This window comes from Allokutzneria multivorans (assembly GCF_039537405.1).
GTDB classification, from domain to species: domain Bacteria; phylum Actinomycetota; class Actinomycetes; order Mycobacteriales; family Pseudonocardiaceae; genus Allokutzneria; species Allokutzneria multivorans.
Genome location: NZ_BAABAL010000004.1, coordinates 337810 through 363418, shown reverse-complemented (window position 1 = coordinate 363418; position 25609 = coordinate 337810). Strand labels below are relative to the sequence as shown.

The following is a 25609-nucleotide window of genomic DNA, read 5'->3' as shown; positions in this document are numbered from 1 at the left end:
GGACACCCTTCGTCCGTCTCCGGCCACCACCCCGACTTACGCATTACTCGTCTAGGCCCTGGTCGCTCGCGGGGTTTGCGGCCGTTGAAGACCGTTCAGGCGGGGGTTTGCGGGTCTTGAAGACTGCCGTACCCCCGCTCCTCCCAGGTGATGTGGCGGAGGGCGGCGGCCAGGGACAGTTCGCGGGGGCGGGTGGTGTCGACGGCGAGTGCCTCGGTGCCCCAGGAGGGGAATTCGGCCAGGCGCTGGCGGACGTCGGTCCAGTCGCTGGCGTCGTGCCAGCCCGGAATGCCTCGGCTGCGACTCGCCAGCCTCGCGCGGTGGACTTCCTGGTCGGAGCACTCGCACACGACCACGCGGAACTCAGCGCCCGCTCGGCGAGCGAGGCTGCGCCAACGATCCCTGGTCGCGACCTGCTCGACAGGGTGATCGAGGATGACCGACTGCCCGGCGGCGAGTTGCCGGAGCGCGAGGGTCGTCAGCATCTCCTCCGCGACGTCCAGCACCTCGTCGAGGTGACGGCCACCGAACGGGGTCAACGCGCCGAGGAGCCAATCGGCGGCGAACACAGGAACGCCGAGTTCCGCGCCCACGGCGTCGGCGAGGGTGCTCTTGCCGCTGCCGGGCAAGCCGGAGAACACGATGAGCCGCGCACCCGGAGCCGTGGGCATGTCGTAGTCGGCGAAGTCGCTCGGCAACCTCGGCGTCAGATCTGTCGGCACGAGCCCGGTGACCCACGTCGAGGCGATGCGATGCGGATGCTCGGGCTCCACGACGCAGGTCACGACGTCGACGGTGCCGTCGTGCTGGCGAATCCGCGCCCGCGCGGTGGTCTCGCCGACGTCGAGTCCGACCACCACGACGGGCGCGTACTTCGCCGTGCGCCCCCGGGTGACCTCGACGTAGCGGTCGGGCGCGACGAACGCGGCGAACTCCGGGGTGAACGCCTCGGCCGCGTCAGCTCCCCAGCCCACTGTCCCGTCGAGGCCGTCGAGCACCCACTCCAGCCGCCGCAGCGCCGGGCTCTGCGCGAAACGCGAAACCCCGTTGACGAGGGTTTTTCCGTTATGCCCCATGGCTTCGGGATTTTAGCGAACGGTCAGCCGAGCCCCTGCGGGCTAGGTGATCATCTGCGGCCATGAAGCTCAGGAACGTCCTCGTGGCGGCCGCCCTCGCCACCAGTTCGCTGCTCTCGGTCGCGCCCTCGGCGGTGGCGGGCGAGGAATGCGGTTCGGGTTACTACTGCATCCGGCTCCCCTACGGCCACGAGGTCCGCCTCTTCTACATCCCCAAGGACTACGTCTCGGGTCAGGACACCTTCGACAGGTGGGTGTGGCTCGACCGCTCCTCCGACGGCGGCAAGACCTGGACGCAGATGGAGGGCGGCGCGGGCAACACCAAGAGCTTCCTGCGCGGGGATGTCGTGTGGCGCGCCTGCATCAACGAAGGTGGGTTCCGCTGCACGGGCTGGCACTGAGCAGCGGTTCCCCGGCCGCGTACCGGCGGAGGAACACGGCGGTCGGAGTGTCGGCCTTCGCGACGGTGTCCGGAGCGCCCTCGGCGAGGACCGCGCCGCCGTCAGGGCCGGCGCCGGGGCCGAGGTCGATGACCCAGTCCGCGGACGCGGCGACGGGGATGTCGTGCTCCGCGACGACGACGGTGTTGCCCGAGTCGAGCAGCACGTCCAAGGCGTCGACCACGCGCTGGACGTCGGAGGGGTGCAGGCCGGAGACGGGTTCGTCGACGATGACGAGCCCGGCTCCACGCCCCGCGGCTCCGCGTTGGATCGCCGAGGCGAGCTTCAGCCGCTGGGCCTCGCCGCCGGAGAGTTCGGTGGCGCTCTGGCCGAGCTGGAGGTAGCCGAGGCCGACCTGGTTGAGCGCGCCCAGGGTCTCGGCGAGCTGTCGCGGCTCGGTGAAGCGCTCGACGGCCTCGGCGACGGTCAGCTCCAGCACCTGGTCGACGGCCAGGCCGAGGTAGGTGATCTCCAGGGCTTCTGGCCGGTAGCGCCGCCCCTCGCAGGTGTCGCAGACCACCCACACGTCCGGAAGGAAGTGCATGTCGACGAGCTTGCGGCCGTAGCCGGTGCAGGTCTCGCAACGCCCGCCGCCCGCCGTGTTGAAGCTGAACCAGGACGCCGTGAGCCCGCGCGAGCGCGCCGTGTCGGTGGCGGCGAAGAGCCCGCGCACGACGTCGAACGCCTTGCTGTAGGTGGCCGGGTTGGAGCGCGGCGTCCGCCCGAGCGGCTCCTGGTCGACGACCGCGACCCAGCCGAAGCCGTCGAGCCCGCGCACCGAGCGCACCACCTCGGCCGGGGTGTCGTTGAGCGCGGCCTCCACGCCTGTCCCGAGCGCGCTGAGCAGGCTGCTCTTGCCGCTGCCGCTCACCCCGGTCAGGCAGGTGAGGCGTCCGACGGGAAAGCGCACCAGGTCCGCGACCACGTTGTGCGCGCGCAGACCGCGCAGCTCCACCCAGCCGGTTTCCCTCACCGGGCGCGGGATTCGGCGCAGACGCGGGCCGTCTCCCGCGAGGTAGCGGCCGGTCAGCGACGACGGGTGGGCGGCGACGTCTGCGGGCGGACCCGACACCAGGACCTCGCCGCCGTTGCGGCCCGCGCCGGGCCCCATGTCGATCACCCAGTCCGCGCGGGCGATCAGTTCGGGATCGTGCTCGACGAGCAGCACGGTGTTGCCCGCCTCGCGCAGGTCGAGCGCGATGTCCAGCAGCTGCGCCTTGTCCGCCGGGTGCAGTCCGTTGCCAGGCTCGTCGAGCACGAAGATGATGCCGCTCAGCTCGGTGCTGAGCTGCGCGGCCAGCCGGGTCCGTTGCAGCTCACCTCCGGAGAGCGAGGCCGCGCTCCTGGACAGCTGGAGGTGCGCGAGGCCGAGCCGGTCGAGGATGCCCAGCCTGCGGTCGAGGTCCTGCACGAGCGGCTCCCCCACCTCGCGCCGCCGCTCGTCCAGCTCGTCGGCGACGCGCCGCGCCCACTCGCGGACCCGCCGCACCTCCACCTCGATCAGCTCCGGGTAGGACAGCCCGCCGAGCCGCACGGACCGCGCCGCGGCGTCGAAACCGCTTCCGGCGCAAGCAGCGCAGGGCTGCTTGCGCATGTAGCGGAGGTAGCGCTGCTTCGCGCTGGAGGTCTTGGCGTTGACGAAGACCCGCTCCACCTCGGCCAGCGCGCCCTTCAGCGGCTGGTTCCAGGTGAAGGTCATCTGCGCGGTCTCGTGCTTGTTCGGAACGTCGACGGAGGCAACGATCTTCTCGTCGCCGGTGCCGTGGAGCACGGAGTGCCGGAACTCCTCCGGCAGCGACTGCCACGGCCGGCCGAGGTCGACGCCGCGCTTCTGCGCGAGCGCGGGCACGAAGGCGTGCTCGCCAGAGCGCCACTTCTCGAACCACGGCGAGGCCCCTTCGAACAGCGGCAGCTCGGGGTGCGTGACGATCAGGTCCTCGCGCGCCTGCCAGCGCCCGCCGACGCCGTGGCACTCCGAGCAGCCGCCCTCCGGCGTGTTGCGGTCGAAGTGCGAGGTCGTGAGGTGCGCGTCTCCGTCGATGCCGGGCAGGCGCGAGTACAACAGCCCCAGGTGCCCGTCGATGCCGGTGATCGTCGCGACCGTCGAGCGCGGGTTGCGGTTGAGGCGGCGCTGGTCGACCGCGAGCGTCGCGCCGAGCCCGAGCACGCGATCGACCTTCGGCCGGTTCCGCTGGGTGATGTACTGCCGCACGAACGGCGAGAGCCCTTCCAGGTACCGCAGCTGCGCCTCGTTGTGCAGGGTGTCGACGGCGAGCGAGGTCTTGCCGCTGCCGCTCACCCCGGTGAAGGCGACCAGGTGCCCCTTGGGGATGCGCACGGACACCTCACGCAGGTTGTTCGTGCGAGCACCGATCACGTCGATCGTCCCGCTGTTCTCCACGCTTCTCACGGAATCCATCGTCTCCGCGAAACCTGACAACCCCTGTCAGCGTTATCAGTTCAGTTTGCGATGGCCTGACAAGCGACCGCCCGCACCGGTCGGCGCGGGCGGCTTCTTCTGGGTGAGATCACTCGGCGGTGATCTGCTGCATCAGGTTGCCCATGTCGGGGGCGACCCACTCTTCGGCGACCTTGCCGTCGACGAAGCGGTAGTACTCCACGCTCCAGAAGTCCACCGAGCGCCCGGTGGCCGCAACGCCGTTGAACTCACCCTTGTGCGTGCCGCGGAAGCGAGCGCGGACGGCGAGCTGGTCGCCCTCGGCGGCCATGTGCTCCACCTCGATCTCCAGGTCGGGGAAGCCCTTCAGCATCGCCTCGGCGCCCATCCGCCAGACATCGCGGCTGCGGATCGGCTCGGGCAGCCCGGGGAGGTTGGCGACGAAGTCCGGGGTCAGCATCTCCACGCACGCGTCCAGGTCCCCGCTCACCAGGGTCGCGTACGCCTCGCGCATCGCGGCCATGTTCCTCTCGGCGACGGCGTCCATGTCAGTGCCTCCTTCGTGACCACCACGCGGTAGCATGGTGAATATGGAACATGATGAACATAGTACATCATCTGTCCCCGAACCGTCCTCGGGAGCGCCGTCACCCCGTGTGACGCTGGACATGCTGCTGCGGGCGACCGAGCTGATCACCGAGGACATGACCACCGCGCTGCGCGCCGACGGGCTCACGCAGGCCAGGGCGAAGGCGCTGTGGCGGGTGGCCGCCCGCGCCCCGCTCACCCAGCGCGAACTGGCCGACGCGCTGGAGGTGACGCCGCGCAACGTCACGACGCTGGTCGACGCTCTTGAGGCCGCCGGGTTCGTCACGCGCGGCTCGCACCCCGACGACCGCAGGGCGATCTGGGTCGACCTGACGGGGAAGGGCCGCACCGCGGTGACGCGCTTGCGGGAGTCCGCCGACCGGCTCGCCGAGCAGCTCTTCGGCGGGCTCTCCCCCGAGGAGCTGGCGGCGGCGAACCGCGCGTTCGCCGCCGTCGCCGAGCACTTCACCACCTGATCACTTCACAACCTCGAATGCCCCCTGCCCGGGGCGCCCGACCTACGCTCTCGCTCGATGACCAAGGTTTGCGACCCGGACTGGGACCACGCGGAGCGCCAAGCTCGCGCGTGGGCGGCTCGCCACGGCCTCGTGACCGGTGAGCGGGAGGTGCGGCGGCTCGCGCGCATGGGCCAGGGGCGCATGGCCGGATGGCTGGCCCCGCACGCAGGAGCGGCGAACCTCGGCGTGCTCGCGGAGTGGGGCACGTTCATCGTCGTGGTCGACGACGGCTTCGACCGGGACGGTCAGTCGCCGGAACAGGTGCGGGCACTGCTGGACGAGCTGCTGGCCGTGCTCGGCGGCGCCGACGGGAGCGATCACGCCGAGCCGGCGGTGCGCGCGCTGACGGACCTGTGGGCTCGCACTCGGGCCACGGCGCTTCCGGGCTGGAGTGAGCGTTTTATCGCTCTGTACAAGGACTTCGCTGAGGCCACGTGCACCGAGACGCGGTTGCGGGCTTCCGGCGAGCGCCTCGGCTTGCACGAATACCTGGCACTGCGCCGTCGCACGATCACGGTGCTGCCGGTGATCGCCGTGGTGGAACGCGACCTGCCCGAGGCTCGCGGGCTCGACGGGCTGCGCGATGCCACCGCCGACATCATCGCGTGGACCAACGACCTGCGCTCCGCTGCGCGCGAGCTGGAGGAGGGCACGGAGAACCTCGTCGGCGTGCTCGCGCGCCACCACCGCTGCGGTCCCGCCGAAGCTGCGGCGCACGCCCGCGCGATGCTGGCCGCGCGCATGGACGACTTCGACCGGCTCGCCGAGGGGCAGCGGGCTGAGCGGATTCGCCAGATCCGGGACGGATCGCTTGCCTGGCAACGGGAAACCCACCGCAACCCGGGCGGCTCCAGCGACTCGCACGAGCGGGGCGTGAAGGCGCTCGCGCAGCACTTGGCCGTCGCGGTGGACCCCTCCGGCGCGGTCGACGACCGATGCGGCAGCCGGGTGCTGGAATCCGCGCTGTTCCTAGCTTTGTTACGCGCCAACGGTTCTCGACCTGGGGAGCAGGAGCGGCTCGCTCATTTCCTGCGCGGGCGCAGAGCCGACGCGAGCCCCTTGGACGCCTTGCTGATCGATGCCTGCCTTGACCCGGCGGGCACGGCCGATCACGCGCTCGACCGCGCCGCCGCGCTACCGATCACGGTGAGCAGTGGCACCGTCGGGCGCGGGTGGCTCAAGTCCGCCATGCTGCGCACCGTGCTGCACGTGCTGTGCCGCTCCCCTTTGGGCGAGGTTTCCCAGCCGATCTCGCTCTCGTCGGAGAGCGTCACCACCTTCACCGAGGTGCACGTCCTGGCCGTCCGGATCATCCACGGCCGCTCCGCTGTTGAGCGCGACCGACTCGTGTCGTTGATGTCGTTGGGGCGCAACAGGTTGTTGTGGGAGGCCAGCGCCACGACGTACTTGCTCGGCCTGCACGCGGTGCAGACCTTCCAACCACGGGCGCGAGTCCTGGACGACGGGCTGTTGCGGCTGTCGCTCGCGATGAACTCCGATGGCGGGCTGCCGTTCCTGGACAGCCAGGACCTGTGGTTGACCGCGGTCGCCGGGCTCGCGTTCCTCGCCGAGGAGAGCTTGGCGCCGCTCGTGCCCCGGATGGCCGACCTCGTGGCCGCGTGGCAGGCGCCCGACGGAGGCTGGCCGTTCGCCACGGGTGTGCGGCAGACCGACGTGGACACCACGACCCGGTGCATGGAGTTCTTGCGCGCCGCAGATCCCGTCCGATACCGCTCGGCGCTGACGCGTGCGACCGACTACCTGGTCGAGATCGCCGATCCCGGCGGCGGATTCCCCACCTGGGTTCGCGGCGACACGCCTGATCTCGACATGACCGCGGGCGCGATCCTGGCCCTGGCCCCGAACCACCGCCTGGTGTCCGGCGCCGTGGAGTTCGTGCTCGACGCGCAGCTGCCCGACGGGACCTTCGACCGCAGCTGGACGATCAGCGAGTCCAGCGCCATCCTGCGCGTGCTCGACGCGCTGCACGCCGTCCCGTCGTCCGGCTTCCAGGACCGCATCGCCGCCGCCACCTCCCGTTCGGTGGCACGCCTGCTCGACACGCAGAACGCCGACGGCGGCTGGGGCCAGCTCCCCGGCTCCCCCAGCGACGTGCTCTCCACCGCCCAGGCCGTCCCCGTGCTCGCGCGGCACGGCCCGCCGCTCGCGGTCGGCCGAGCGGTCGCTTTCCTGCTGGCGCACCAGGACCCCGACGGCGGCTTCACCTCGGTCCCCGACCAGGTCGGACCGCGCCCGCTGCCGTTCGACTACCCGGTGCTCACCGACGTCCACGTGCTCACCGCGCTGTCCTGGTGTTGACTCTCCCCCAGTGGGAGGGGTCAGCCTGTGCGCATGATCATCGAGAACGTCGCGTTCCCCTCCGGTCAGCACTGCGAGACCACCGCCATCGGCGCCCTGCTGCGCCACGAGGGGATCGAGCTGTCCGAGCCGATGCTGTTCGGCCTCGGCGAGGGGCTCGGTTTCGTGTACTGGGACGCGAAGAACATGGACTTCCCGTTCCTCGGCGGGCGCTCCAAGCCCATGCGGATCACCCGGACCGTCGCCGAGCGCCTCGGGCTCGACCTGCGCGTCCAGGAGACCGGCTCCCCGCGCAAGGCCTGGCAGAACGTCACCGACGCCCTCGCCGCCGGGCGCCCCGTCGGGCTCCAGCTGGACTGCTACCACCTGGAGTACTTCACCTCGAAGGTGCACTTCGGCGGCCACTTCGTCGCGATGCACGGCCACGACGACGACCGCGCGCACCTGATCGACACCGCTCAGCAGGGCGGCTCCGTCACGACTTCGCTCGCGAGCTTGGAGCTCGCCCGCAACGAGCGCGGCCCCATGACCGCGCGGAACCTCTCGTTCACCCTCTCCGCCGCCGGGCCTCGGCCCTCGCTCCGTTCCGCCGTGCTGGAGTCCGTGCGCGCCAACGCGCTCGACTTCCTCAACCCACCCATCGCCAACCTCGGCCACCGCGGCATCGGCAAGGCCGCTCGCCAAGTGCTCCGCTGGCTCGACCGCTCCGCCGCGCCGTCACGCGATCTGCCCCTCGCCGCGACGCTGATGGAACGCGGCGGCACCGGTGGCGCTCTGTTCCGCGCCATGTACCGCGACTTCCTCGCCGAGAGCGCTTCGCTCGTCGATGACGACACCCTCCGCGCCGGGCACCACCTCTACGCCGAGATCGCTCCACTGTGGACGGAGGTCTCCGAGCACATCGCCGCGGCCGGTTCCTCCGGCGACGCATCGCACTTGGCCCACGCGTCCGAGATCCTCACCGACCTCGCTTCGCGCGAGCACCACGCCATGCAGGTCCTCAGCACCGTCCGCGCCGCCTGAGCCTGGAGACCGCTTGGCCGCGATGGGCTCGGCGGGCACGCCTGAACCAGCTCCGACCGACATCCTGCGGCCGTAGGATGACCCTGACGAAACCCATGCGAAACGACGCCGACCGCACACAAAGCAGCAGGTAAAGAAGTGTTCTCCCCGCGCGAGCGGGGGTGGTCCCGTGGCCTGCTTAGAACATGCCGTAACCACAACGTTCTCCCCGCGCGAGCGGGGGTGGTCCCACGTGAACTGATGCTGGCGCCGTGCTCAGCAAGTTCTCCCCGCGCGAGCGGGGGTGGTGCGCCCGACCGACGGGTCGAAACTCAAGATCGTGAGTTCTCCCCGCGCGAGCGGGGTGGTCCCGGCCCGATCGTGCTGTGCGACGGCAAACCGATCGTTCTCCCCGCGTGAGTAGGCAAGGAACCTAAAAATGACGCCGTGCGGCCAGGACAACCTGGCCGCACGGCGTCGGGCTAGCCCTCATCGATCACCCGCTCCACCACTGCGTGGGCTACTCGCGCTCCCGCAGGTCGAACCTGCCAGCGCAGAACACGGCACCGGTAATCTCACGCTGGCGGGTCGACAGCAACGCCACGATCCGAAACGGTTCCGAGGCGTAACCTGCGTGGCCTCTCAGGCACACACGCTCTAGCCGACCCGCTAGCTCGACGCATCAGCGCTGAACGGATCTAACGTCACCCGACCCGATACAAACCCATGCTGAAACGCCGAACTGCCGAGAAAACCACCAGGTCAAGAAGTGTTCTCCCCGCGCGAGCGGGGGTGGTCCTGGCTCCTTGAATCGTACCGTCTCTCCGTCAATGTTCTCCCCGCGCGAGCGGGGGTGGTCCCAGTTCGGGCTTGCCTCCCAGGCGATCTACGGTGTTCTCCCCGCGCGAGCCGGGGTGGTCCGGTATCGGCATCGTAACAGCGTTACGGAATGGTGTTCTCCCCGCGCGAGCGGGGGTGGTCCAGGTGATCACACAGTGCGCGCGTCCGGAACCGGTTCTCCCCGCGCGAGCGGGGGTGGTCCGTCGAGTGGGGCTCGTGGGCCTCCCGCGATCCCGTTCTCCCCGCGCGAGCGGGGGTGGTCCGCCGAGCGGTGGCCAGCGCGTCACCGGCAGCGGGTTCTCCCCGCGCGAGCGGGGGTGGTCCCAGGTCCCGTACGCGCGCGCGGCTGATGTCGCCGTTCTCCCCGCGCGAGCGGGGGTGGTCCACGGCGCGGCGCGGTCGAGGTGTACGACCGGCGGTTCTCCCCGCGCGAGCGGGGGTGGTCCGTCGGCGAAGCTCACGACGGTCTGGCCGGGCGTGTTCTCCCCGCGCGAGCGGGGGTGGTCCGGAAGGGGCCGTTGCTCCTCCACAAGGTGAGGTGTTCTCCCCGCGCGAGCGGGGGTGGTCCTAAGGAGAACCGCTGTGTGCAACGGCCCGATCAGTTCTCCTCGCGCGAGCGGGGGCGGGGGCGGGGGCGGCCGGGTTGTCACATGACGGCTTTCGGGCGCTCTCCCGTGGCGGCGAACTCGTGCACTGCGGCGCGCACTTGGGCCAGCGGGATGACGGCGCTGGCGGGGAAGTCGCGCCTGCCGTCCAAGAAGTCGTAGTACACCGCTTCCTCTCCGGAGTCCTGCGGTGAGCCGCTGGACGACACGCCGTCGCAGTGCACGATCCCGACGTCCGGAGCACCGCCGAGGCCGACCAGCATCTCGATCCGTGGCGGGAAGTTGTCCAAGTCCTCGGCGCGGAACAGCGCCGCCAAGACCGGGCGCTTGCCCTCTGCCAGCCGGTCGAGGAACGCGTCAATGGCCTCGGTCCCGGCGAGCATCCCCTGGTCGCGCTTGTCAATGGAGTACCAGACGTGCAGGACGGTCACAGCTGCATCCTCCCGGAGGTCTTGCGGAGCAGCCGACCGTACCAATGGGGTTTGCTGCGGTTGAAGACCTTCCGGGCGGGGGTTTGGGGGTCTTGAAGACCGGCGAACCCCCGCCCGGGCGTCAGCACTCGGTGAGGTCGATGCCCTTGACGGTCTGGCCGGCGGTGACGGAGATCGGGGACGGGTACCAGCAGGACTTGTCCTTGATGACGTAGCGGATCTTCACGTCCTGCGTGGCGAGGCTGTTGACCTCGAAGTTCTCGTCGTTGTCGGTGTTGTCCCACGCGATGATGTCGCCGGTGCGGGCGTTGTAGGTGTAGACGTAGGCGAACACGGGCCTGCCGTTGCGGTCGAGGGCGCGACCGGTGACGCGACCGGCCGGGACGAGCGTGGCGTCGGCAACGGTGGTGGCACCTGGCCGGACGGTGACGGGGGTGGCGCCGAAGCGGTCAGCGGCGCCGCCGGACCACTGCGTGGCGAAATTGCCTTTGTGGTGCAGGAATTCCAGGGGCCAGGAGTACGGGCCGAGGCCTCGGATCGTGTACTGCCCCTTGTCGTTGGTGCAGTTCTCCAGGAACCGGAAGCCGATGCGTCCGTCGGCGGCGTACGGGAACGTGCAGGCGCCGAGCTTGGCGCCGGTGTTGTCGGCGACGGTGCCGGTGATGGTTCCGGCGGGGTCGACCTGGATCTGGGGCAGCACAGTGGTTTCGCGGAGCTTGCCGATGCCCTTGTGCGCCTCGCGGAGGTCGCCGGTGCCGCCGCGCGCGCCGACCCACTGCTGGCCGTAGTTCTTGTCGTTGGGCTTGACGTAGAACTGGTAGGTGTTGGGCTCCAGCGGCCCGATGATCAGCGAGCCGGAGTCGTCGGTGCAGTACCAGGAGTAGTCGCGGTCGACGACGCCCTCAACGGGAACCGCGTGCGGCTCAACGCAAACACCGGTCAGCGGGGCCTGAGTCCGCGAGTCCACGACGGTGGTGCGGAACGCGGCGCCGGGCTTCATCGTGACGCGCAGCTCGGTGGTCTGACCGGCGGTGACGGACGGGCGCAGATCGCTGACGGTGTAGTGGGTTCCGGCCGCGTCCCACACCGAGGCGGTGTAGTAGCCGTTGGCGGGCAAGCGAGTGAACAGCATGGTGCCATCTCCGGAGGAGCACTCGCGCCGATCCGGCGGACCGCCCGCGTAGAGCGCGGCGCACGCGTCGCGCACGGGCGCCCCGGTGACCTCGTCGACGGCGGTGAACTTCACTGCGCCGTAAGCGAGAATCGCCTCATCGACCACCGTTGTCGTGCCGTCGGCGACGTCGAAGGTGTCGGCCTCGAAGAAGCTGGACTTCTGGCGGACCCACTGCGAGCGGTCGCCGTGGATGACGGTCAGCTTGTACTTGTCAGCGGTGAGGCCGGTGAACGCGTAGGTCCCGTCCGCGCCGGTCTTCACGGTGGAGCGCCACCGCTGGTTCTCGTCGGTGATGCTGACCGAAGCGTCCTTCGCGGCGGCCCCCGCGTCGGTGATCTTCCCGCGCACGGTCGCATTCCCTTGGCGCAGCGCGAAGTTCAGCGCGTGCGGCAGGTCGAGCACGTCGGCGGCGAGCGCGCTGCCGGTGTTGTAGGCCCACATCTCGGAGAAACCGGTCGCCGAAGCGCGGACCTTGTAGTTGCCGTAGGAGATGTTCGGGACGGAGTAGCGGCCCTGCGCGTCGGCGCACGCGGAGCGGACCTCGGCCAGCTCCAGCGTGAACACGGTGACACAGGCCCCGGCGACGGGCTGACCGGTCGCAGCGGCGGTCACGACGCCGTCGACAGGACCCGCAGCGGGCTTCGCGGTCGCCGGAAAGGCCGTCACGGCGGCGATGAGCGGAACGCAGGCAGCAACGAGCAACAAACGTTTCATGAGTGCTCCCCCCAGGGAACGGCCCCCCGGCCGCTCTGCTCCGCTATCGCCGGAGCGCGCCCCCGCGTATCACCTCTGCCGGAAGTGGGGCCGAGCGCAGCAATCGTTTACTCCACCTGGCGCGCGTTGAGGACGCGGTCGGCGGTGATCCCGGCCTCCTCGGCGCGAGCGCAGCCGTAGCCCAGCCAGTCGAGCTGACCGGGCGCGTGCGCGTCGCTGTCGATGGCGAACTCGCAGCCCGCCTCGACGGCCAGGCGCAGCAGGCGCATCGGCGGGTCCAGCCGCTCCGGCCGCGAGTTGATCTCCACGGCCACCCCGTGCTCGGCGCACGCGGCGAAGACGGCCTCGGCGTCGAACTCCGACTCGGGCCGTTTCTTGCCGACGCGGAGCCTGCCCGTGCAGTGGCCGAGCACGTCGACGTGCGGGTTGGCCACCGCGGCGAGCATCCGCCTGGTCATCGCGGCACGCGGCATGCGCAGTCCAGAGTGGACACTCGCGACCACCATGTCCAAGCGCGCCAACAACTCCTCGTCCTGGTCGAGCGAGCCGTCATCGAGGATGTCCACCTCGATCCCGGTCAGCACGCGGAACGGGGCGAGGTCGGCGTTGATCTCCGCGACCACGTCGAGCTGCTGGCGCAGCCGCTGCGCGCTGAGCCCGTTGGCGACCTTGAGGCGCGGCGAGTGATCGGTCAGCGCGATCCACTCCCGCCCGAGCTCGCGCGCGGCCTCGGCCATCTCGCGCGGAGGGCTGCCACCGTCGGACCAGTCGGAGTGCGTGTGGCAGTCCCCGCGCAGCGCGGCCAACAGCTCCTCGCCACCGCTGACCACGGGCGCCGCGCGGCTGAGCAGCTTGGTCAGGTACTCCGGCTCCCGCCCGGCCACCGCCTCGCTGATCACCGTCGCGGTGGTGGCGCCGATCCCGGGGAGGTCCTTGAGGCTGCCCCGCCGCGCGCGCTCGCGGAGCACGTCGGGGTCGAGCCCGGCCACCACGTCGGCGGCTCGGCGGAACGCGCGCACGCGGTAGGTCGGTTCGGCGGCGCGTTCGAGGTGGAAGGCGATCTGGCGCAGTGCCCACACCGGGTCCATCCCCCGTGCCTACCCCATCGCGCGCGTTCGCGCACCTCACGCGTAGCCGCTCTCCTTCTGGTACTTCACCGATTCGCTCATCGGGTGGCGATAGCGTCGGCACACGCAGTCGGGTAGGGGCTCCGGCTCCAGCCCGAGCCGCTCCGGCGTCATCCCGTCGCACTGCCGCCAGTCCGTCCCCGACATGCCCGCCGCCGCGTACGCCCGCGCGATGGTGTCGTAGGCGCTCGAGGAGTTGGAGTACTCGGCCAGCACCCGTTCACCCAGGATGTGCACGGGAACGTTGTGCGCCACGGCAAAGCGCCGCAGCAGATCCTTGCGGTGCGCGTGCCGCCTCGGCGAGATCTTGGAGACGTCGCTCGTTCCGTGGACGATCGCCATCCACCGTACGTGCTGGGCGACCTCGCTCGGGTGGTGCCAGGAACCCGGCCGCTGGCACGTGCACAACCTCGGTCCGCGCAGGAAGCGCTCGCGGTCCATCTTGAAGTACTCGTTGTACACACCCTCGCAGGAGCGGTAGTCGCCCAGCCGGTACCGGACTTCGAGGTCGACGATCGCGTACGACAGGAAAGGCGTGGTCCCCGAAGAGCTGGACAGCTTGTCCGCGGTGACGCGCTCGGCGCTCGTGCGGTCGAGACCGTGCGCCATCAGGAACAGCACGCACATCTCGCGCACCTTCTCGTGGTCGGTGAGCGCTTCACCGGCCCGGTGCGCCATCTCCTTGCCGAGGTGCCCTGCGGCGTGCTTGATCAGCTCTTCGAAGATGCCCATGCCCGTACCCTCGCGCCGCGCCAGGCTCGCGTTAACGGCCGTTTCCGGCTCGTTGCAAGGGAAAGACTCAACCGAGTTGTTGGTCCACGAAGCACCAGCGCCACGTCTCGCCGGGCTCGTGACTGCGCATCACGGGGTGCAGGGTGTCCCTGAAGTGCGCCGTCGCGTGCTTGCCGACCGAGGAGTCGCAGCAGCCCACGTGCCCGCACGACAGGCACATGCGCAGGTGAACCCAGGTTTGCCCGTCAGCGACGCACTCCACGCACACGGTTGCACTCGGTGAGACCGGTTTCCGTTGTTTGCCAAGGTGTTTGCAGCTTCCGGCGGTTGCACTGGGCGTGCTCAGCTCCCCCTCGACGAGCTGCCGTTCTTCAGCAGCCTGGTCGAGCATGGACTCCTCGATGTCCAAGGTCTCCAACACCGAGCGCAGCACCGTGTCGTCCGCGCGGCCCTCATCGCGCGCTTTCAGGAAGACCTCGCGCTCGGCTTCGAGCATTTCCACGCGCAGCCGCAGGTACGCCTCGCTCGGCGTCTCCGCGAGCGCGCCCTGTCGCCCGAGCCGTTCCCACGCGGAGTCCGCGCGGTGGCTGACGCGGTCGCGCAGCCGGTCCACCACCTCGGGCGGATCGTCGGGCGTGACGATCTCCTCCAAGCGGATCAGCGCCGCGTTGGTCATCTCCTGGAGCAACGCGGCGCGCTGCAACGCGTCCTCCGCCGGATCGGGCGCGGGCAGCTTCAGCCGTCGCACCAGCGCGGGCAGCGTTGTTCCTTGCAGCACAAGGGTTCCCGCCACCACGACGAACGCGCAGAGCAGCAGCACCGCGCGGTGCGGGGTGTCCGGCGGCAGCACGAACGCGGCGGCCAGCGTGACCACCCCGCGCATCCCTGCCCAGCCGACGACCGCCGTGTAGCCCCACCGCCACGCCTTCAGCCGCAGCACCCGGCGCACGGTCGCGATCAGCACCATCCACACCATGCGCGTGAGCACCGTCGCGGCGAAGACGGCCGCGCAGATCATTGTGAGCGTGCCCGCGCTGAGCCCGCTCTCCGCGACGTCGCGCAGGATCGGCCGGACCTGCAAGCCGATCAGCAGGAAGACGACGTTCTCCAGCAGGAACTGCACGGTCTGCCAGTTCAGCCGGCTGGCCAACCGCGACGGCCCGGACAGCAACGCGGGCGCGCGGTGACCCATGATCAGCCCGCAGAGCACGACGGCCAGCACTCCAGAGCCGTGCACGGCTTCGGCGGGCAGGTAAGCGATGAACGGCAGCGAGAAGGACAGCGCGGTGTCGGTGACCGAGTCGGTCAGCCTCGCGCGGATCATCGAGGCCGCGACGCCGACCACGAGCCCGACGAGAATTCCGACGCCCGCCGCCAGCAGGAAGTCGCCGCCGACCTGCACCAGGCTCACCGAGCCGGAGATCGCCGCGATCGCCGTGCGCAGAGCGACCAGGGCCGCCGCGTCGTTGACCAGGCTCTCGCCCTCCAGGATGCGCACGATCGTGCGAGGCATCCCGACGCGCCGCGCGACGGCGGTGGCCGCGACCGCGTCCGGCGGCGCCACCACGGCTCCGAGCGCGATCGCCGCCGCCAACGGGAGCCCCGGCACGACCAGCCACGCCACCAGGCCGACGCCGAAGGTGGTGAACACGACCAGGCCCACCGACAGCAGCGCGATCGGCCCGCGATTGGCCCGGAAGTCGCTGACCGAGGTGGAGATCGCCGTCGCGTAGAGCAGCGGTGGCAGCAGCCCGACCAGCACCACCTCCGGCGGCAGGTGCACCTCGGGCACGCCGGGCAGGAACGAGGCCAGCACCCCCACGCCGATCAGGCACAACGGCGCGGGCCAGTCGAACTTGCGGGCAGCCGAGGTGACCAGAAGGACGGTCACGACCAGCGCCACGATCTCCGCAGCGATCACCACCCGGGCATTATGGGCGTAGGTTGCCCCGGTGACCGACCTCAACCTGTGGAAGAAGCGGCTCGGCGTGGTGCCGGAGCCGGTGTGGGAGCACCGCGACCTGGACGTGCTGATCCTCGCCGACAACGACCTCACCGAGCTGTCGCCGAGGATCGCCGAGCTCGGGCGGCTGCGGACCTTGGACCTCGGGCACAACCTGCTGACGGCCGTGCCCGAGGAGCTTCCCGAGGTCACCGGCTTCCTCTACCTGCACGACAACCGGCTCACGGAGCTGCCGGAGTCGCTGGCGCGGATGGACCGGCTCCGCTACCTCAACGTCGGCGAGAACCAGCTCTCCGCGCTCGTCGCGCCGTCCGGGCTGGTCGAGCTGCGCGCCCAGCACAACCACGTCGCCGAGCTGCCGCAGGACATCGGCCGCCTGTCGTCGCTGCGCGAGGCGTGGTTGGGCGGCAACGAGATCACCCGGCTTCCCGACTCCTTCGCCGAGCTGAGCCAGCTGCGCGTGCTGGAGCTGCGCGACACCGCGCTGACGGAGTTCCCGGCGCAGCTGGCCGAGCTCCCCCGGCTCCGGCACCTCGACCTGCGCGGCACCCGCGTGCGCGAGCTGCCGGAGTGGGTGACGCGGATGCCGTCGCTGGAGAAGCTCGACCTGCGCTGGACCGGGGTGGACTCCCCTGACGTGCTGGACGCCCTTGAGCGGCAGGGGTGTTTCACCCTGAGCTGAGAATCTGTTCGCGGAGGATGTCGCCGTGACCGGCGTGCCTGGCGAACTCCTCGATCATGGACAGCAGCGTCCACCGCATGCTGACCTCGCCTTCGCGGGGGTTGTGCTTGGTGGCGTCGAGGTCGAAGCGGGCGGCGATCTCCCGTGACCGCGCGCTCGCGCGCTCGAACTCGGCGATCACGTCGGCCAGCGATTCGTCGTCGGCGACGGCGAAGGTGCCCACGTCCCTCGCGGAGTACCCGTCGCACTCGTGTTCGCCGAGCCCCGCCCAGAACCGCTGGAACCAGATGCGTTCCGCGGCGGCGGCGTGCTTGATCACCGAGATCGGCGTTGTCAGCGACGCCACGAGCCGTCGGCGGGCGTCGGCCTCGGACAGGCCGCGCGCGGTCTCGATGAGCGCTTCGCGGTTGCGGTCGAGCATGTTCTCGATCAACGCTCGCTCGGCGCCTTTGGTGATCCTGTTGGTGCTCAAGGACTTTCACTCCGTTCTCGGGGTGGTCGAAACGTCCGGCGTTCAGGGAACAACCGGAAAGGAGAGGCGCTCAGAGTGCGCGTGAACCACGCGGGTCTGGACCGACACCGCGACCGGGCCTGTGAGAAGGCCCGCCAGATCGGACCAGTATGCCACGCATGCTCAGGGCGAGTCCTCCTGCCGCAGCGGCGGCGGTGATCAGGAACGCGACCTGGAAGTTGCCGTGGCCGGGTGCGGAGCCCAGCGCCAGGGTCAGCACGGCGACGGTCATCGCGCCGGACAGGTACTGCGAGGTGGTGAGCAGCGCGCCCGCGGTCCCCTGGTGCGCGGCGGGCACGTCGCTGGTGCCGATGGTGAACATCGAGGTGTAGATGACGCCGTGCCCGAAGCCGCTCAGCAGGATGCCCGGCAGCAGGTGCAGCACGTAGGAATCTCCTTGCAGCGCAAGGGCGATCCAGACCAGGCCGACCGTGGCGAAGGCGAACCCGGCGGCCAGAGAGGCTCGTGCTCCGAAGCTGCGCGCGGCGCGTCCGGCGGCGGTGTTCCCGGCGGTGACCATGACCGCGAGCGGGAGGAACGCCAGGCCGGCTTCCACCGGCGTGTAGCCCTTCATCGCCTGGAGCAGCAGGGTCAGCAGGTAGAACTCCGCGCCGACGCTGGCCATGTACAACGCGGTCGCCAGTGCTCCGGTGCGCAGCGAGGAGATGCGCCGCAGCACCGGCTCGATCAGCACGGCCGTCGACGTCCGCTCGGTGCGGATGAAGGCAGCGAGCAGCACGACGCCGAGCACGAGGCTGACGATCGTGAGCGCCGCGCTCCACCCCTGCTCAGCCGCCAACGTCAGGCCGAGCACCAGCGCGAGCACCGCGCCCGTGCCGAGGATCGACGCGCCGACGGGGATGCGCGTGGTGCTCCGGTCACGCGTCGGCGCGAACCAGATCACCGCGCCGAGCGCGCACAGTAGCGTCAGCGGCACGTTGATCATGAAGGTGAGCCGCCACGACACGGCGGTGAGCAGGCCGCCGAGGATAGCGCCCGCCGCGAGGCCGGAGGCACCGACCGAGCCCCAGACGACCAGCGCCCGGCTCCGCGCGGGTCCCGCCGGGAACGTCGTCCCGATCAGCCCGAGCACGGCCGGTTGCAGCAGCGCGGCCCCGAGCCCCTGCGCCGCCCGCGCGGCGAGCAGCAGACCGCCGCCCTCTGCGAGCCCGCCCGCCGCGCTGGCCAGGCCGAATCCCGCGATGGCCACGACGAACAGCGGCTTGGCGCCGACGCGGTCGGTCAGCCGTCCGCCGACCACCAGGAAGCCCGCGAAGAGCACGGCGTAGGCGCTGACGACCCACTGCGCGGTCGCGGTCGCGAGGTGCAGTTCGGCGGCGACGCTGGGCAGCGCGATGAAGATGATCGAGTAGTCCAGCGCGATCAGGAACTGGGCCAGCGAGAGCAGCGCGAGGGTCATGCCGACCATGCTCGAACGTTCACACTAGTGTGAGGGAAAGCCCTGATCGAGAGGTGGTGCGCAGTGCGCATCGGAGAGCTGGCCGACCGCACCCACGTGCCCGCGCGGCTGCTGCGCTACTACGAGGAGCAGGGCCTGCTCGCCCCGCAGCGGGAGGCCAACGGCTACCGCGACTACCCGGAGCCCCTGGTGGAGCGGGTGATCCAGATCCGAGGGCTGCTCGACGCCGGGGTGCCCACGAAGATCATCAAGGACATCCTGCCGTGCCTGGACACGCCGTGCTCCATCCAGGTCACCGACGCCTCCGCCGAGCTGCTGGCCACGTTGCGGCAGGAACGCGACCAGCTCGACGCGCGGGTCAGCTGCCTGGCCCGCAACCGCGACGCGATCACCACCTACCTCAACACCGTCAGCGACCGGCCGCCCGTGCTGCCCGAGCACCTGGCGCGGTCCGTGGAACTCGCCGTGCGGACGCTGCGCACGGCTCCGGCATCGGCGTGGGATGCGAAGGCGGGCGGCTTGGAGTGGGACTGCTGGGAGACCGTCGAGCACCTCAGCGACGACCTGTTCGCCTACGCCGTGCAGCTCGGCCCCGCGACGCCGCCGCTGACCGGGAACGTGCCGTTCGTGTGGGAAGCGCGCAGGCCCGGCGGTCCGCGCAACGCCGTGCACGCCGACCGCGCCGCTGGGCCGGAGGGCTTGTTGCAGGTGTTGGAGGCCAGTGGCGCGTTGCTCGTGGCGATGGTCCGCACCGCTCCGTCCGGCAAGCGCGCGTGGCACAGCAACGGCGTCTCCGACCCGGAGGGCTTCGCCGCGATGGGCATCGTGGAGACGCTCGTGCACACCCACGACCTCGCTGAAGGCCTTGGCCTGCCGTGGGATCCGCCCAGCGCTCTGTGCTCGCGCGCGCTCGCCCGGCTCTTCCCCGAAGCCCCCACCACCACGGTCCCCTGGCCGACCCTGCTCTGGGCCACCGGCCGCGGCGAGCTGCCCGGCCACCCGCGCCGCACCTCGTGGAGCTGGCGCAGCGCTCCCCTCGGCTGACGCCTCGGGTTCGCCAGTCTTGAAGACCACCAAACCCCCCTCGCAGCGGTCATCAACCACTGCAAACCCAACGCGTCCACCCGTGGCACCACCGTGATGCGGTCGGTGGCCGGTGGAACAGGACGCGGGGTTTGCGGCGGTTAGCGACCGCTGCGAGGGGGGTTCGCTGTACTTGAAGACCGCGGTACCCCGGGTACGACGACGGGCGCCTGCCGGGGTGGCGGGCGCCCGTCGTGCGGAGTGCGGGGTCAGACGAGGCTGACGCCGGTGGCCTGGGGGCCGCGGTTGCCCTGGGTGATCTCGAACTGCACCCGGGCGTTCTCGTCGAGGCTGCGGTAGCCGCCCGCGTTGATCTCGGAGAAGTGGACGAAGACGTCGCTGCCGCCGTCGTCGGGGGTGATGAAGCCGAAACCCTTGTCGGCGTTGAACCACTTCACGGTGCCCTGAGTCATGTCGCTGAATCCCATCGCGTCGAACTGCGGCGCCGCTCGACCGAGCGGGCCGGGCGCAAGCGCGCGGAGGGTGGAATTCGGGAAACCCGAGACACTCTGACACGCTCGCTCAAAAATCCCTGCGAGCGCCAGAAAAAAGACGACACAAAAACCTTCAACCAAAAACAGTACAGCACGCTCATGACACGACGTCAAGCGAGACGAAAGCGCGCCCGACCGTCAACGGACGCCCGTTTTCCCTCGTAGCAAGGGTTCTACGCGGTGCGGGCGGCAGTTTCCCGAGCCACGAGACCGTTTCCGGTCGACCGATTACGGCGCAGCGCACAGCCCGGCGCGCACGGACGGAGCCGTGATCCCCGGAACTGCGCGAGGAGCTAGCGGCGGCCGACGGTGGTGACGCGTTCGGCGCAGCGCGAGCACTTGCGGCCGCGCGGGCGGCGGGTGACGACGTCCACGTCGACGTCGTGCAGGGCGGCTCCGCAGCACATGCGCGCGTAGCGGCGGCCCGCGTTGGTCACGGCGTGCCACACGTCGTCGGGCTCGGAGTCGGCCCGGCGCGCCCACCTCGTGGACTGCCCGGTTCCGAGCAGCACATTTTCAAGAAGTCGAAGCAGCCCGCACAACAGGCAGAGCAGTCCGGTCCTTCTCTCACATTTTCGATGCCACCATTCGGACGAACCCACTACTGCGACAATCGCCAGGCAGAAGAGGAGCAAACCGGCGTGCTCAGCCATGGCGGCTCAGCCGACCACCGGAGGAAAGACACCGCACCCCGGGACCGGTATCGTCATCACCGGCCGAAAACCGGGCAAGCCGAAAAGGCAAGTGTTCAACCACATGCACCCGTCCGTACTGATGTCCGAGCCCCCCGAGGGGGCCGAGGCGACCACGCGCGTCCGCGCTGGTCGCACGGGCACCACGACCAGGATGGCGGGCCGGGGCCGTACGGCATACCCCCGACGATCATCCGAGGACTACCCCGGTCGGCACGGCTGTGATCTGCGCGTACCGTGCACACGGGCGCTCCGTTTACCCCAATTCCACTCAGCGGTGACCGCACCGTGGCCCGTGCACGTCCGCACCCGAGAGGATGTGCGCCGGACACAGCCACGGCCGGGAGGAGCGGGAGGTGTCGGTTCTCGTGGTCGCGGCTAGCCAGAACAACGGCAACAACGACACCGCGCGCGCTCAGTCGCGCGCGAAGAATCTCCGCGAGAAAGGGTTTTCCTGGGCACAGATCGTCGACGTGCTCGCATTCGACAATCAGGTCGGCCCGTTGCGCCTGTACCGCCTCGCGCACAACCGCAGCGCGGCGCACGTGGTCGACGAGTTCAACCGGCTCGACCCCGCCGCGACGGCGACGCTGCGCGTACAACGCCTCTACGACTACGAGATGTGGCCGGACGGCGGACGCCGCCCTTCGATGTGGGTGCTGCCGGTGCTGGCGCGCATGTACTGCGCCGCCGCCCGCGCGCTCCTCACCGACGCGACCTACGCCAGCTACAGCGCCGAGGACCAGGCCGCGATCGACGCCGCGGACTTCAGCCACCTCGACCAGAACCGGGCTCGCCCCGCCGCACCGCCCGCGTCCACCTCCACCTCGGCGGAACAGCCGAGGCGGTTCACCGACGCGCTGGACATCCCGGCCCCGGAACCGGTGAACGGGCTGGACCAGCTGCTGGTGCCGACCCGCGACGAGTCCTTCGAGCTGTTCCGCGCGGTCACCAGGACCGAACCGGACCCGGGTCGCCAGGAGACGCTGTTCCGGCTGGCCCAGGTCTTCGGCGGCGTCTCCGGGCTGCCCGTGGTCCGCAAGCTGCGGCTGGAGGAGCGCGAGCGCCTGGCCACGGCCACCTTCTCCACGCACCGGCCGGACGCCTCGACCATCGAGATCTTCAAGAACGTCACCGGGATGTGCCGCCACCTCGACGACTCCAAGGGCCCGGAGCCGGTGCTCAAGGCCGTGCTGCGATACCGCTCGGTGGTCGGCGAGATGCTGGACGGGGTGTCCCGCTCAGCGCTGGAGCGCGACCTCGTGCAGGTCTACGCGGAGCTGTCGCAGCTGGCCGGGTGGCTGCTCTACGACGTGGGCCGCTACCCCGCCGCCGACCGCTACTTCAGGGAGGGGCTGGCCGCGGCGCACGCGATCAAGGACGTCCGGACGATCACCTTCATCCACTGCTGCCTGGCGCACATGGCGATCTTCCGCGAGCAGATCCCCAAGGCGCTGGACCACGTCTTCGCCGCGCGCGGCTGGGCGGCCCAGTCCGGCAGCGCGCTGCTGGCCACCTACGCCGAGCAGATGGCGGCGTGGGGCTACTCCACCGACGGCCAGGAGATCGCCACCAGCCGGGCGCTGAACCGGGTGGAGAGCCTGCTGCCGGACCGGCTCGCCGACGACGACCCGGAGTACCTGTACTTCGTGGACCGGGGCTTCAGCGTGGGCTTCCAGGCGGGGTCCTGGGTGCGGCTGAACCAGTCCAAGCGCGCGTTGCAGGCCTCGGAGAGCGCGCTGGAGCTGACCGCGCCGGACCTCGTGCGCAACCGGGGCTTCCGGTTGATCGACCGGGCGAAGGCGTTGGTGCTGCAGAAGGAGATCCCCGAGGCGGTGCGGGTGCTGGAGGAGATCGCCGAGATCGTGGCCGGGCACAGCTCGGTCCGGGTCGGCGAGTGGATGTTCGACGTCCGCCGCAGTCTCCAGCCGTGGGCGCGTTCGCCAGAGGTGAAGCAGTTCGACGAGCGCCTCGTCCACTTGGGACTGTCGCCCCGACAGCCGACGATCAGGACATGACAGAGGAGTCCACGCGCGTGGAGACGAGCCTGCTGCTGCGCGGTGTGCGATTGGCCGACGGTGCGACGGCCGACGTGGGCCTGCGGGGCGGGAAGATCGCCGAGGTCGGCCCGGCCGGGTCGCTGACCGGCTGGCCGGAGGCGCTCGAGCTGAGCGGCTACCTGCTGCTGCCCGCGCCCGCCGAGCCGCACGCCCACCTGGACAAGGCGCTGACCACGGAGCGGGTGGAGAACCCGGCGGGCGACCTGGTGACCGCGATCGAGCTGTGGCGCGGGTTCAGCCCCTCCATGGAGCACGAGGACATCGTCCGGCGCGCCACCGAAGCCGCGCTGATGTCGCTGACCAGCGGTGCCACCGCGATCCGCACGCACGTCGACGTGGGCGGAGTCGCCGGACTGCGCTGCCTCAAGGCGCTGCTAGAGGTCCGCGAGGCGTTGAAGCACCGGCTGGACCTCCAGCTCGTCGCGTTCGTCGATGTGCCGCTCAGCGGCGAAGCGGGGGCGGAGAACCGGGCGCTGATGCGGACCTCGGTGGAGATGGGCGCGGACGCGGTCGGGGCTTTCCCCTACGCGGACCCGGATCCGCGGGAGTGCCACCGCGTGTGCCTGGCGATCGCCGACGAGTTCGGCGTGCCGGTGGACCTGCACACCGACGAGACAACTGACCCCGACGTGCTCTACCTGGAGCACTTCGCCGAGCTGGTCAAGGAGACCGGGTTCGCGCACGGGGCGGCGGCCAGCCACTGCGTGAGCCTGGGCATGCAGCCGCCGGAGGTCGCCGCGCGCGTGGCGGAAAGCGTTGCCGCAGCTGGCATTTCGGTGATCTGCCTGCCGCAGACCAACCTCGGTCTCCAGAGCCGCGAGCACACCGGCGCTCCGGCGCGCGGGCTCACCGCGCTGCGCGAACTGCTGGCAGCCGGGGTGACGGTCGCGGGCGGCGGCGACAACGTGCAGGACCCGTTCAACCCGATCGGCCGAGGTGATCCTCTGGAGGCCGCCGCACTGCTGGTCTCGGCGGGGCATCTGAGCCCGCGCGCGGCCTACGACGCGGTCAGCTCCGGCGCCCGCGCCGCGATGGGGCTACCCGAAGTCCAAGTGCGGCAAGGGTTTCCTGCCGAACTGCTGGCGATTCGCGCCAACGGGGTCGGCGACGCCGTCGCCAGGGCCAGCGCCGAGCGGATCGTGATCCACCGGGGGCGCGTGGTCAGTCGCACCACGCTGACCCACGAATTCCCTTCTGTTTCCGGAGAACAGGCGTGACCATGCTCGGCTTCACCGGCGTCGGCAAGCGCTTCGCCGACGGCACCACCGCGCTGGCGGACATCGACCTGGACGTCGCCCCCGGCGAGTTCGTCAGCGTCGTCGGCCCTTCCGGCTGCGGCAAGACCAGCCTGCTGCGCATCGCCGCCGGGCTCAGCGATGCCAGCGAAGGCGCGGTGCGGCGTGAGACCGAGCGCGTCGGCTACGTCTTCCAGGACGCGACACTGCTGCCGTGGCGCACCGTTCAGTCCAATGTGGAGCTTCTGGCGGAGCTGAAGGACCTGCCGGAGCAGGAACGCCGCGGGCGCGCGGACGAGGCGATCGAGCTGGTGGGGCTCAAGGACTTCGCCGGTCACCGTCCCGGTCAGCTCTCCGGCGGGATGCGGATGCGCGTGTCGCTGGCGCGCTCGCTCACGGTGGAGCCGGAGCTGTTCCTCTTCGACGAGCCCTTCGGCGCGCTCGACGAGATCACCAGGCAGCGACTGGGCGATGAGCTGTTGCGGCTGTTCACCCTGCGCGGGTTCGCCGGGCTGATGGTGACGCACTCGGTGACCGAGGCCCTCTACCTGTCCACGCGCGTGCTCGTGCTCTCCGACCGCCCAGGCCGGGTGATCGGCGACTTCGCGGTGCCCTTCGCCCACCCGCGCTCCCCCGAACTGCGCTTCGAGGACGAGTTCACCCACCTCGCCGGGAAGATCTCGGCCTGCCTTCGCGGAGGTGCCGGGTGATCCTGGCCCGCAGATTCGCACCGCCGGTCGCGGTTTTCCTCGCCGCCGTCGGTCTCTGGTACGCCGCGAGCCTGCTGCTGCTCAGCGACCAGGAACGGTTCCTGATGCCGCTGCCGCACGACGTGCTGGTGATCGGCTTCGGTGATCCGGACAACCTCGCGGAGCTGCTGACCGCGCTCGCGCTCTCCGCCCAGGTCGCGCTCGTGGGCCTGGTGGTGGCGTTCGTGGTCGCGGTGAGCCTGGCGGTGGCGATGAGCCAGGCGAAGTGGGTCGAGCGCTCGCTCTACCCGTACGCGGTGCTGCTGCAGACGATCCCGGTGCTGGCCCTGGTGCCGCTGTTCGGTTTCTGGTTCGGTTTCGGCTTCGGCAGCCGGGTGCTGGTGTGCGTGCTGATCGCGCTGTTCCCGTTGATCGCCAACACGCTCTTCGGGCTGCGCTCGGTCACCAGCGCGCAGCTGGACCTGTTCAGGCTGCACGGCGCCGGGCGCTGGAAGACGCTGTGGAAGCTCCAGTTCCCGGCCGCGCTGCCGTCGATCTTCACCGGCCTGCGGATCTCGGCGGGGCTGTCGGTGATCGGCGCGGTGGTCGGCGACTTCTTCTTCAAGCAGGGCGAGCCCGGCATCGGCATCCTCATCGACCTGTACCGCTCGCGGTTGCAGTCGGAGCAGATGTTCGCCGCGGTGCTGCTGGCCTCCGCGCTGGGCATCGCCGTGTTCTGGTTCTTCGGTTTTCTGGCAGGACGAGTGGTGGGGTCGTGGCACGAGTCCGTGCGCGAACCGCGAACGTGAGGAGTCG

21 protein-coding genes, 1 pseudogene and 1 CRISPR repeat array are annotated in these 25609 nt (G+C 70.4%); of the genes and pseudogenes, 10 read left to right on the top strand and 12 right to left on the bottom strand.

The annotated features are described in order from the left end of the window. Positions 1-95: 95 nt before the first annotated feature. The gene (locus tag ABD798_RS03845) at positions 96-1076 is read right to left on the bottom strand and encodes an AAA family ATPase (RefSeq protein WP_344871080.1); all 981 of its coding nucleotides are present in this window, start codon (positions 1074-1076) and stop codon (positions 96-98) included. A gap of 62 nt (positions 1077-1138) precedes the next feature. Here ABD798_RS03845 and ABD798_RS03840 point away from each other — a divergent pair, with 62 nt between their 5' ends. Further along, the gene (locus ABD798_RS03840) at positions 1139-1477 is read left to right on the top strand and encodes a hypothetical protein (protein ID WP_344871079.1); all 339 of its coding nucleotides are present in this window, start codon (positions 1139-1141) and stop codon (positions 1475-1477) included. Here ABD798_RS03840 and ABD798_RS03835 read toward each other — a convergent pair. Together ABD798_RS03835 and ABD798_RS03830 are read right to left on the bottom strand one after the other, a co-directional pair. Continuing rightward, positions 1440-3926 carry an excinuclease ABC subunit UvrA gene (locus ABD798_RS03835; protein WP_344871078.1) on the bottom strand — a complete coding sequence of 829 codons (2487 nt, stop codon included), beginning with the start codon at positions 3924-3926 and terminating at the stop codon, positions 1440-1442. The genes ABD798_RS03840 and ABD798_RS03835 overlap by 38 nt on opposite strands. Before the next feature lie 118 nt (positions 3927-4044). Continuing rightward, on the bottom strand, positions 4045-4461 hold the full coding sequence (locus ABD798_RS03830; protein ID WP_344871077.1) for an ester cyclase: 417 nt from the start codon (positions 4459-4461) through the stop codon (positions 4045-4047). 109 nt (positions 4462-4570) lie between these two features. Between ABD798_RS03830 and ABD798_RS03825 the strand changes: the two genes are divergently transcribed. From ABD798_RS03825 to ABD798_RS03815, 3 genes are read left to right on the top strand one after another with little or no spacing between them, the layout of a single operon-like run. Continuing rightward, the gene (locus ABD798_RS03825; RefSeq protein WP_344871076.1) at positions 4571-4978 is read left to right on the top strand and encodes a MarR family winged helix-turn-helix transcriptional regulator; all 408 of its coding nucleotides are present in this window, start codon (positions 4571-4573) and stop codon (positions 4976-4978) included. A gap of 57 nt (positions 4979-5035) precedes the next feature. Then, positions 5036-7339: a terpene synthase family protein gene (locus tag ABD798_RS03820; protein WP_344871075.1), complete on the top strand. Its 2304-nt coding sequence runs from the start codon at positions 5036-5038 to the stop codon at positions 7337-7339. A gap of 33 nt (positions 7340-7372) precedes the next feature. Beyond that, a complete protein-coding gene (locus tag ABD798_RS03815) occupies positions 7373-8362 on the top strand; it encodes a BtrH N-terminal domain-containing protein (protein ID WP_344871074.1) in 990 nt (329 codons plus the stop codon). Positions 8363-9111: 749 nt separating this feature from the next. Beyond that, positions 9112-9810: direct repeats of the CRISPR family, unit length 28 nt; unit sequence GTTCTCCCCGCGCGAGCGGGGGTGGTCC. Between the two features lie 17 nt (positions 9811-9827). On the opposite strand, the gene ABD798_RS03810 is transcribed toward ABD798_RS03815, so the two are convergent. From ABD798_RS03810 to ABD798_RS03790, 5 genes are all read right to left on the bottom strand, one after another. Continuing rightward, positions 9828-10217: an Imm1 family immunity protein gene (locus ABD798_RS03810; protein ID WP_344871073.1), complete on the bottom strand. Its 390-nt coding sequence runs from the start codon at positions 10215-10217 to the stop codon at positions 9828-9830. Positions 10218-10338: 121 nt separating this feature from the next. Beyond that, on the bottom strand, positions 10339-12105 hold the full coding sequence (locus ABD798_RS03805) for an MSCRAMM family protein (protein WP_344871072.1): 1767 nt from the start codon (positions 12103-12105) through the stop codon (positions 10339-10341). Between the two features lie 107 nt (positions 12106-12212). Beyond that, complete coding sequence (locus tag ABD798_RS03800; RefSeq protein WP_344871071.1) at positions 12213-13193, bottom strand: PHP domain-containing protein; 981 nt, start codon at positions 13191-13193, stop codon at positions 12213-12215. A gap of 36 nt (positions 13194-13229) precedes the next feature. Further along, entirely contained in the window at positions 13230-13964 is a 735-nt protein-coding gene (locus ABD798_RS03795; RefSeq protein ID WP_344871070.1) for a hypothetical protein, read from the bottom strand. 67 nt (positions 13965-14031) lie between these two features. Beyond that, positions 14032-15888 carry a Na+/H+ antiporter gene (locus ABD798_RS03790; protein WP_344871069.1) on the bottom strand — a complete coding sequence of 619 codons (1857 nt, stop codon included), beginning with the start codon at positions 15886-15888 and terminating at the stop codon, positions 14032-14034. A 28-nt stretch (positions 15889-15916) separates the two neighbouring features. Here ABD798_RS03790 and ABD798_RS03785 point away from each other — a divergent pair, with 28 nt between their 5' ends. Continuing rightward, a complete protein-coding gene (locus ABD798_RS03785; RefSeq protein WP_344871068.1) occupies positions 15917-16609 on the top strand; it encodes a leucine-rich repeat domain-containing protein in 693 nt (230 codons plus the stop codon). Here the strand turns inward: ABD798_RS03785 and ABD798_RS03780 are convergent. Both ABD798_RS03780 and ABD798_RS03775 read right to left on the bottom strand, forming a co-directional pair. Further along, complete coding sequence (locus tag ABD798_RS03780; RefSeq protein WP_344871067.1) at positions 16596-17081, bottom strand: DinB family protein; 486 nt, start codon at positions 17079-17081, stop codon at positions 16596-16598. The genes ABD798_RS03785 and ABD798_RS03780 overlap by 14 nt on opposite strands. A gap of 70 nt (positions 17082-17151) precedes the next feature. Then, positions 17152-18549, bottom strand: a complete 1398-nt coding sequence (locus ABD798_RS03775; RefSeq protein WP_344871066.1) for an MFS transporter — start codon at positions 18547-18549, stop codon at positions 17152-17154. 54 nt (positions 18550-18603) lie between these two features. Between ABD798_RS03775 and ABD798_RS03770 the strand changes: the two are divergent. Further along, a pseudogene (locus ABD798_RS03770) lies at positions 18604-18957 on the top strand (MerR family transcriptional regulator); the annotation flags it as partial. Between the two features lie 875 nt (positions 18958-19832). On the opposite strand, the gene ABD798_RS03765 reads toward ABD798_RS03770, so the two are convergent. Both ABD798_RS03765 and ABD798_RS03760 read right to left on the bottom strand, forming a co-directional pair. Then, complete coding sequence (locus ABD798_RS03765) at positions 19833-20036, bottom strand: cold-shock protein (protein WP_344871065.1); 204 nt, start codon at positions 20034-20036, stop codon at positions 19833-19835. A 374-nt stretch (positions 20037-20410) separates the two neighbouring features. Beyond that, a complete protein-coding gene (locus tag ABD798_RS03760) occupies positions 20411-20629 on the bottom strand; it encodes a hypothetical protein (RefSeq protein ID WP_344871064.1) in 219 nt (72 codons plus the stop codon). Positions 20630-21165: 536 nt separating this feature from the next. Here ABD798_RS03760 and ABD798_RS03755 point away from each other — a divergent pair. From ABD798_RS03755 to ABD798_RS03740, 4 genes are read left to right on the top strand one after another with little or no spacing between them, the layout of a single operon-like run. After that, positions 21166-22827: an NsdA family TPR-like regulatory protein gene (locus ABD798_RS03755; RefSeq protein WP_344871063.1), complete on the top strand. Its 1662-nt coding sequence runs from the start codon at positions 21166-21168 to the stop codon at positions 22825-22827. Next, on the top strand, positions 22824-24086 hold the full coding sequence (locus tag ABD798_RS03750; RefSeq protein WP_344871062.1) for an amidohydrolase family protein: 1263 nt from the start codon (positions 22824-22826) through the stop codon (positions 24084-24086). Before ABD798_RS03755 ends, ABD798_RS03750 begins: the two co-directional genes overlap by 4 nt. Positions 24087-24088: 2 nt before the next feature. Beyond that, entirely contained in the window at positions 24089-24814 is a 726-nt protein-coding gene (locus ABD798_RS03745; protein WP_344871089.1) for an ABC transporter ATP-binding protein, read from the top strand. After that, entirely contained in the window at positions 24811-25602 is a 792-nt protein-coding gene (locus ABD798_RS03740) for an ABC transporter permease (RefSeq protein WP_344871061.1), read from the top strand. The genes ABD798_RS03745 and ABD798_RS03740 overlap by 4 nt, the downstream gene beginning before the upstream one ends. The last annotated feature ends 7 nt before the right edge of the window (positions 25603-25609 follow it).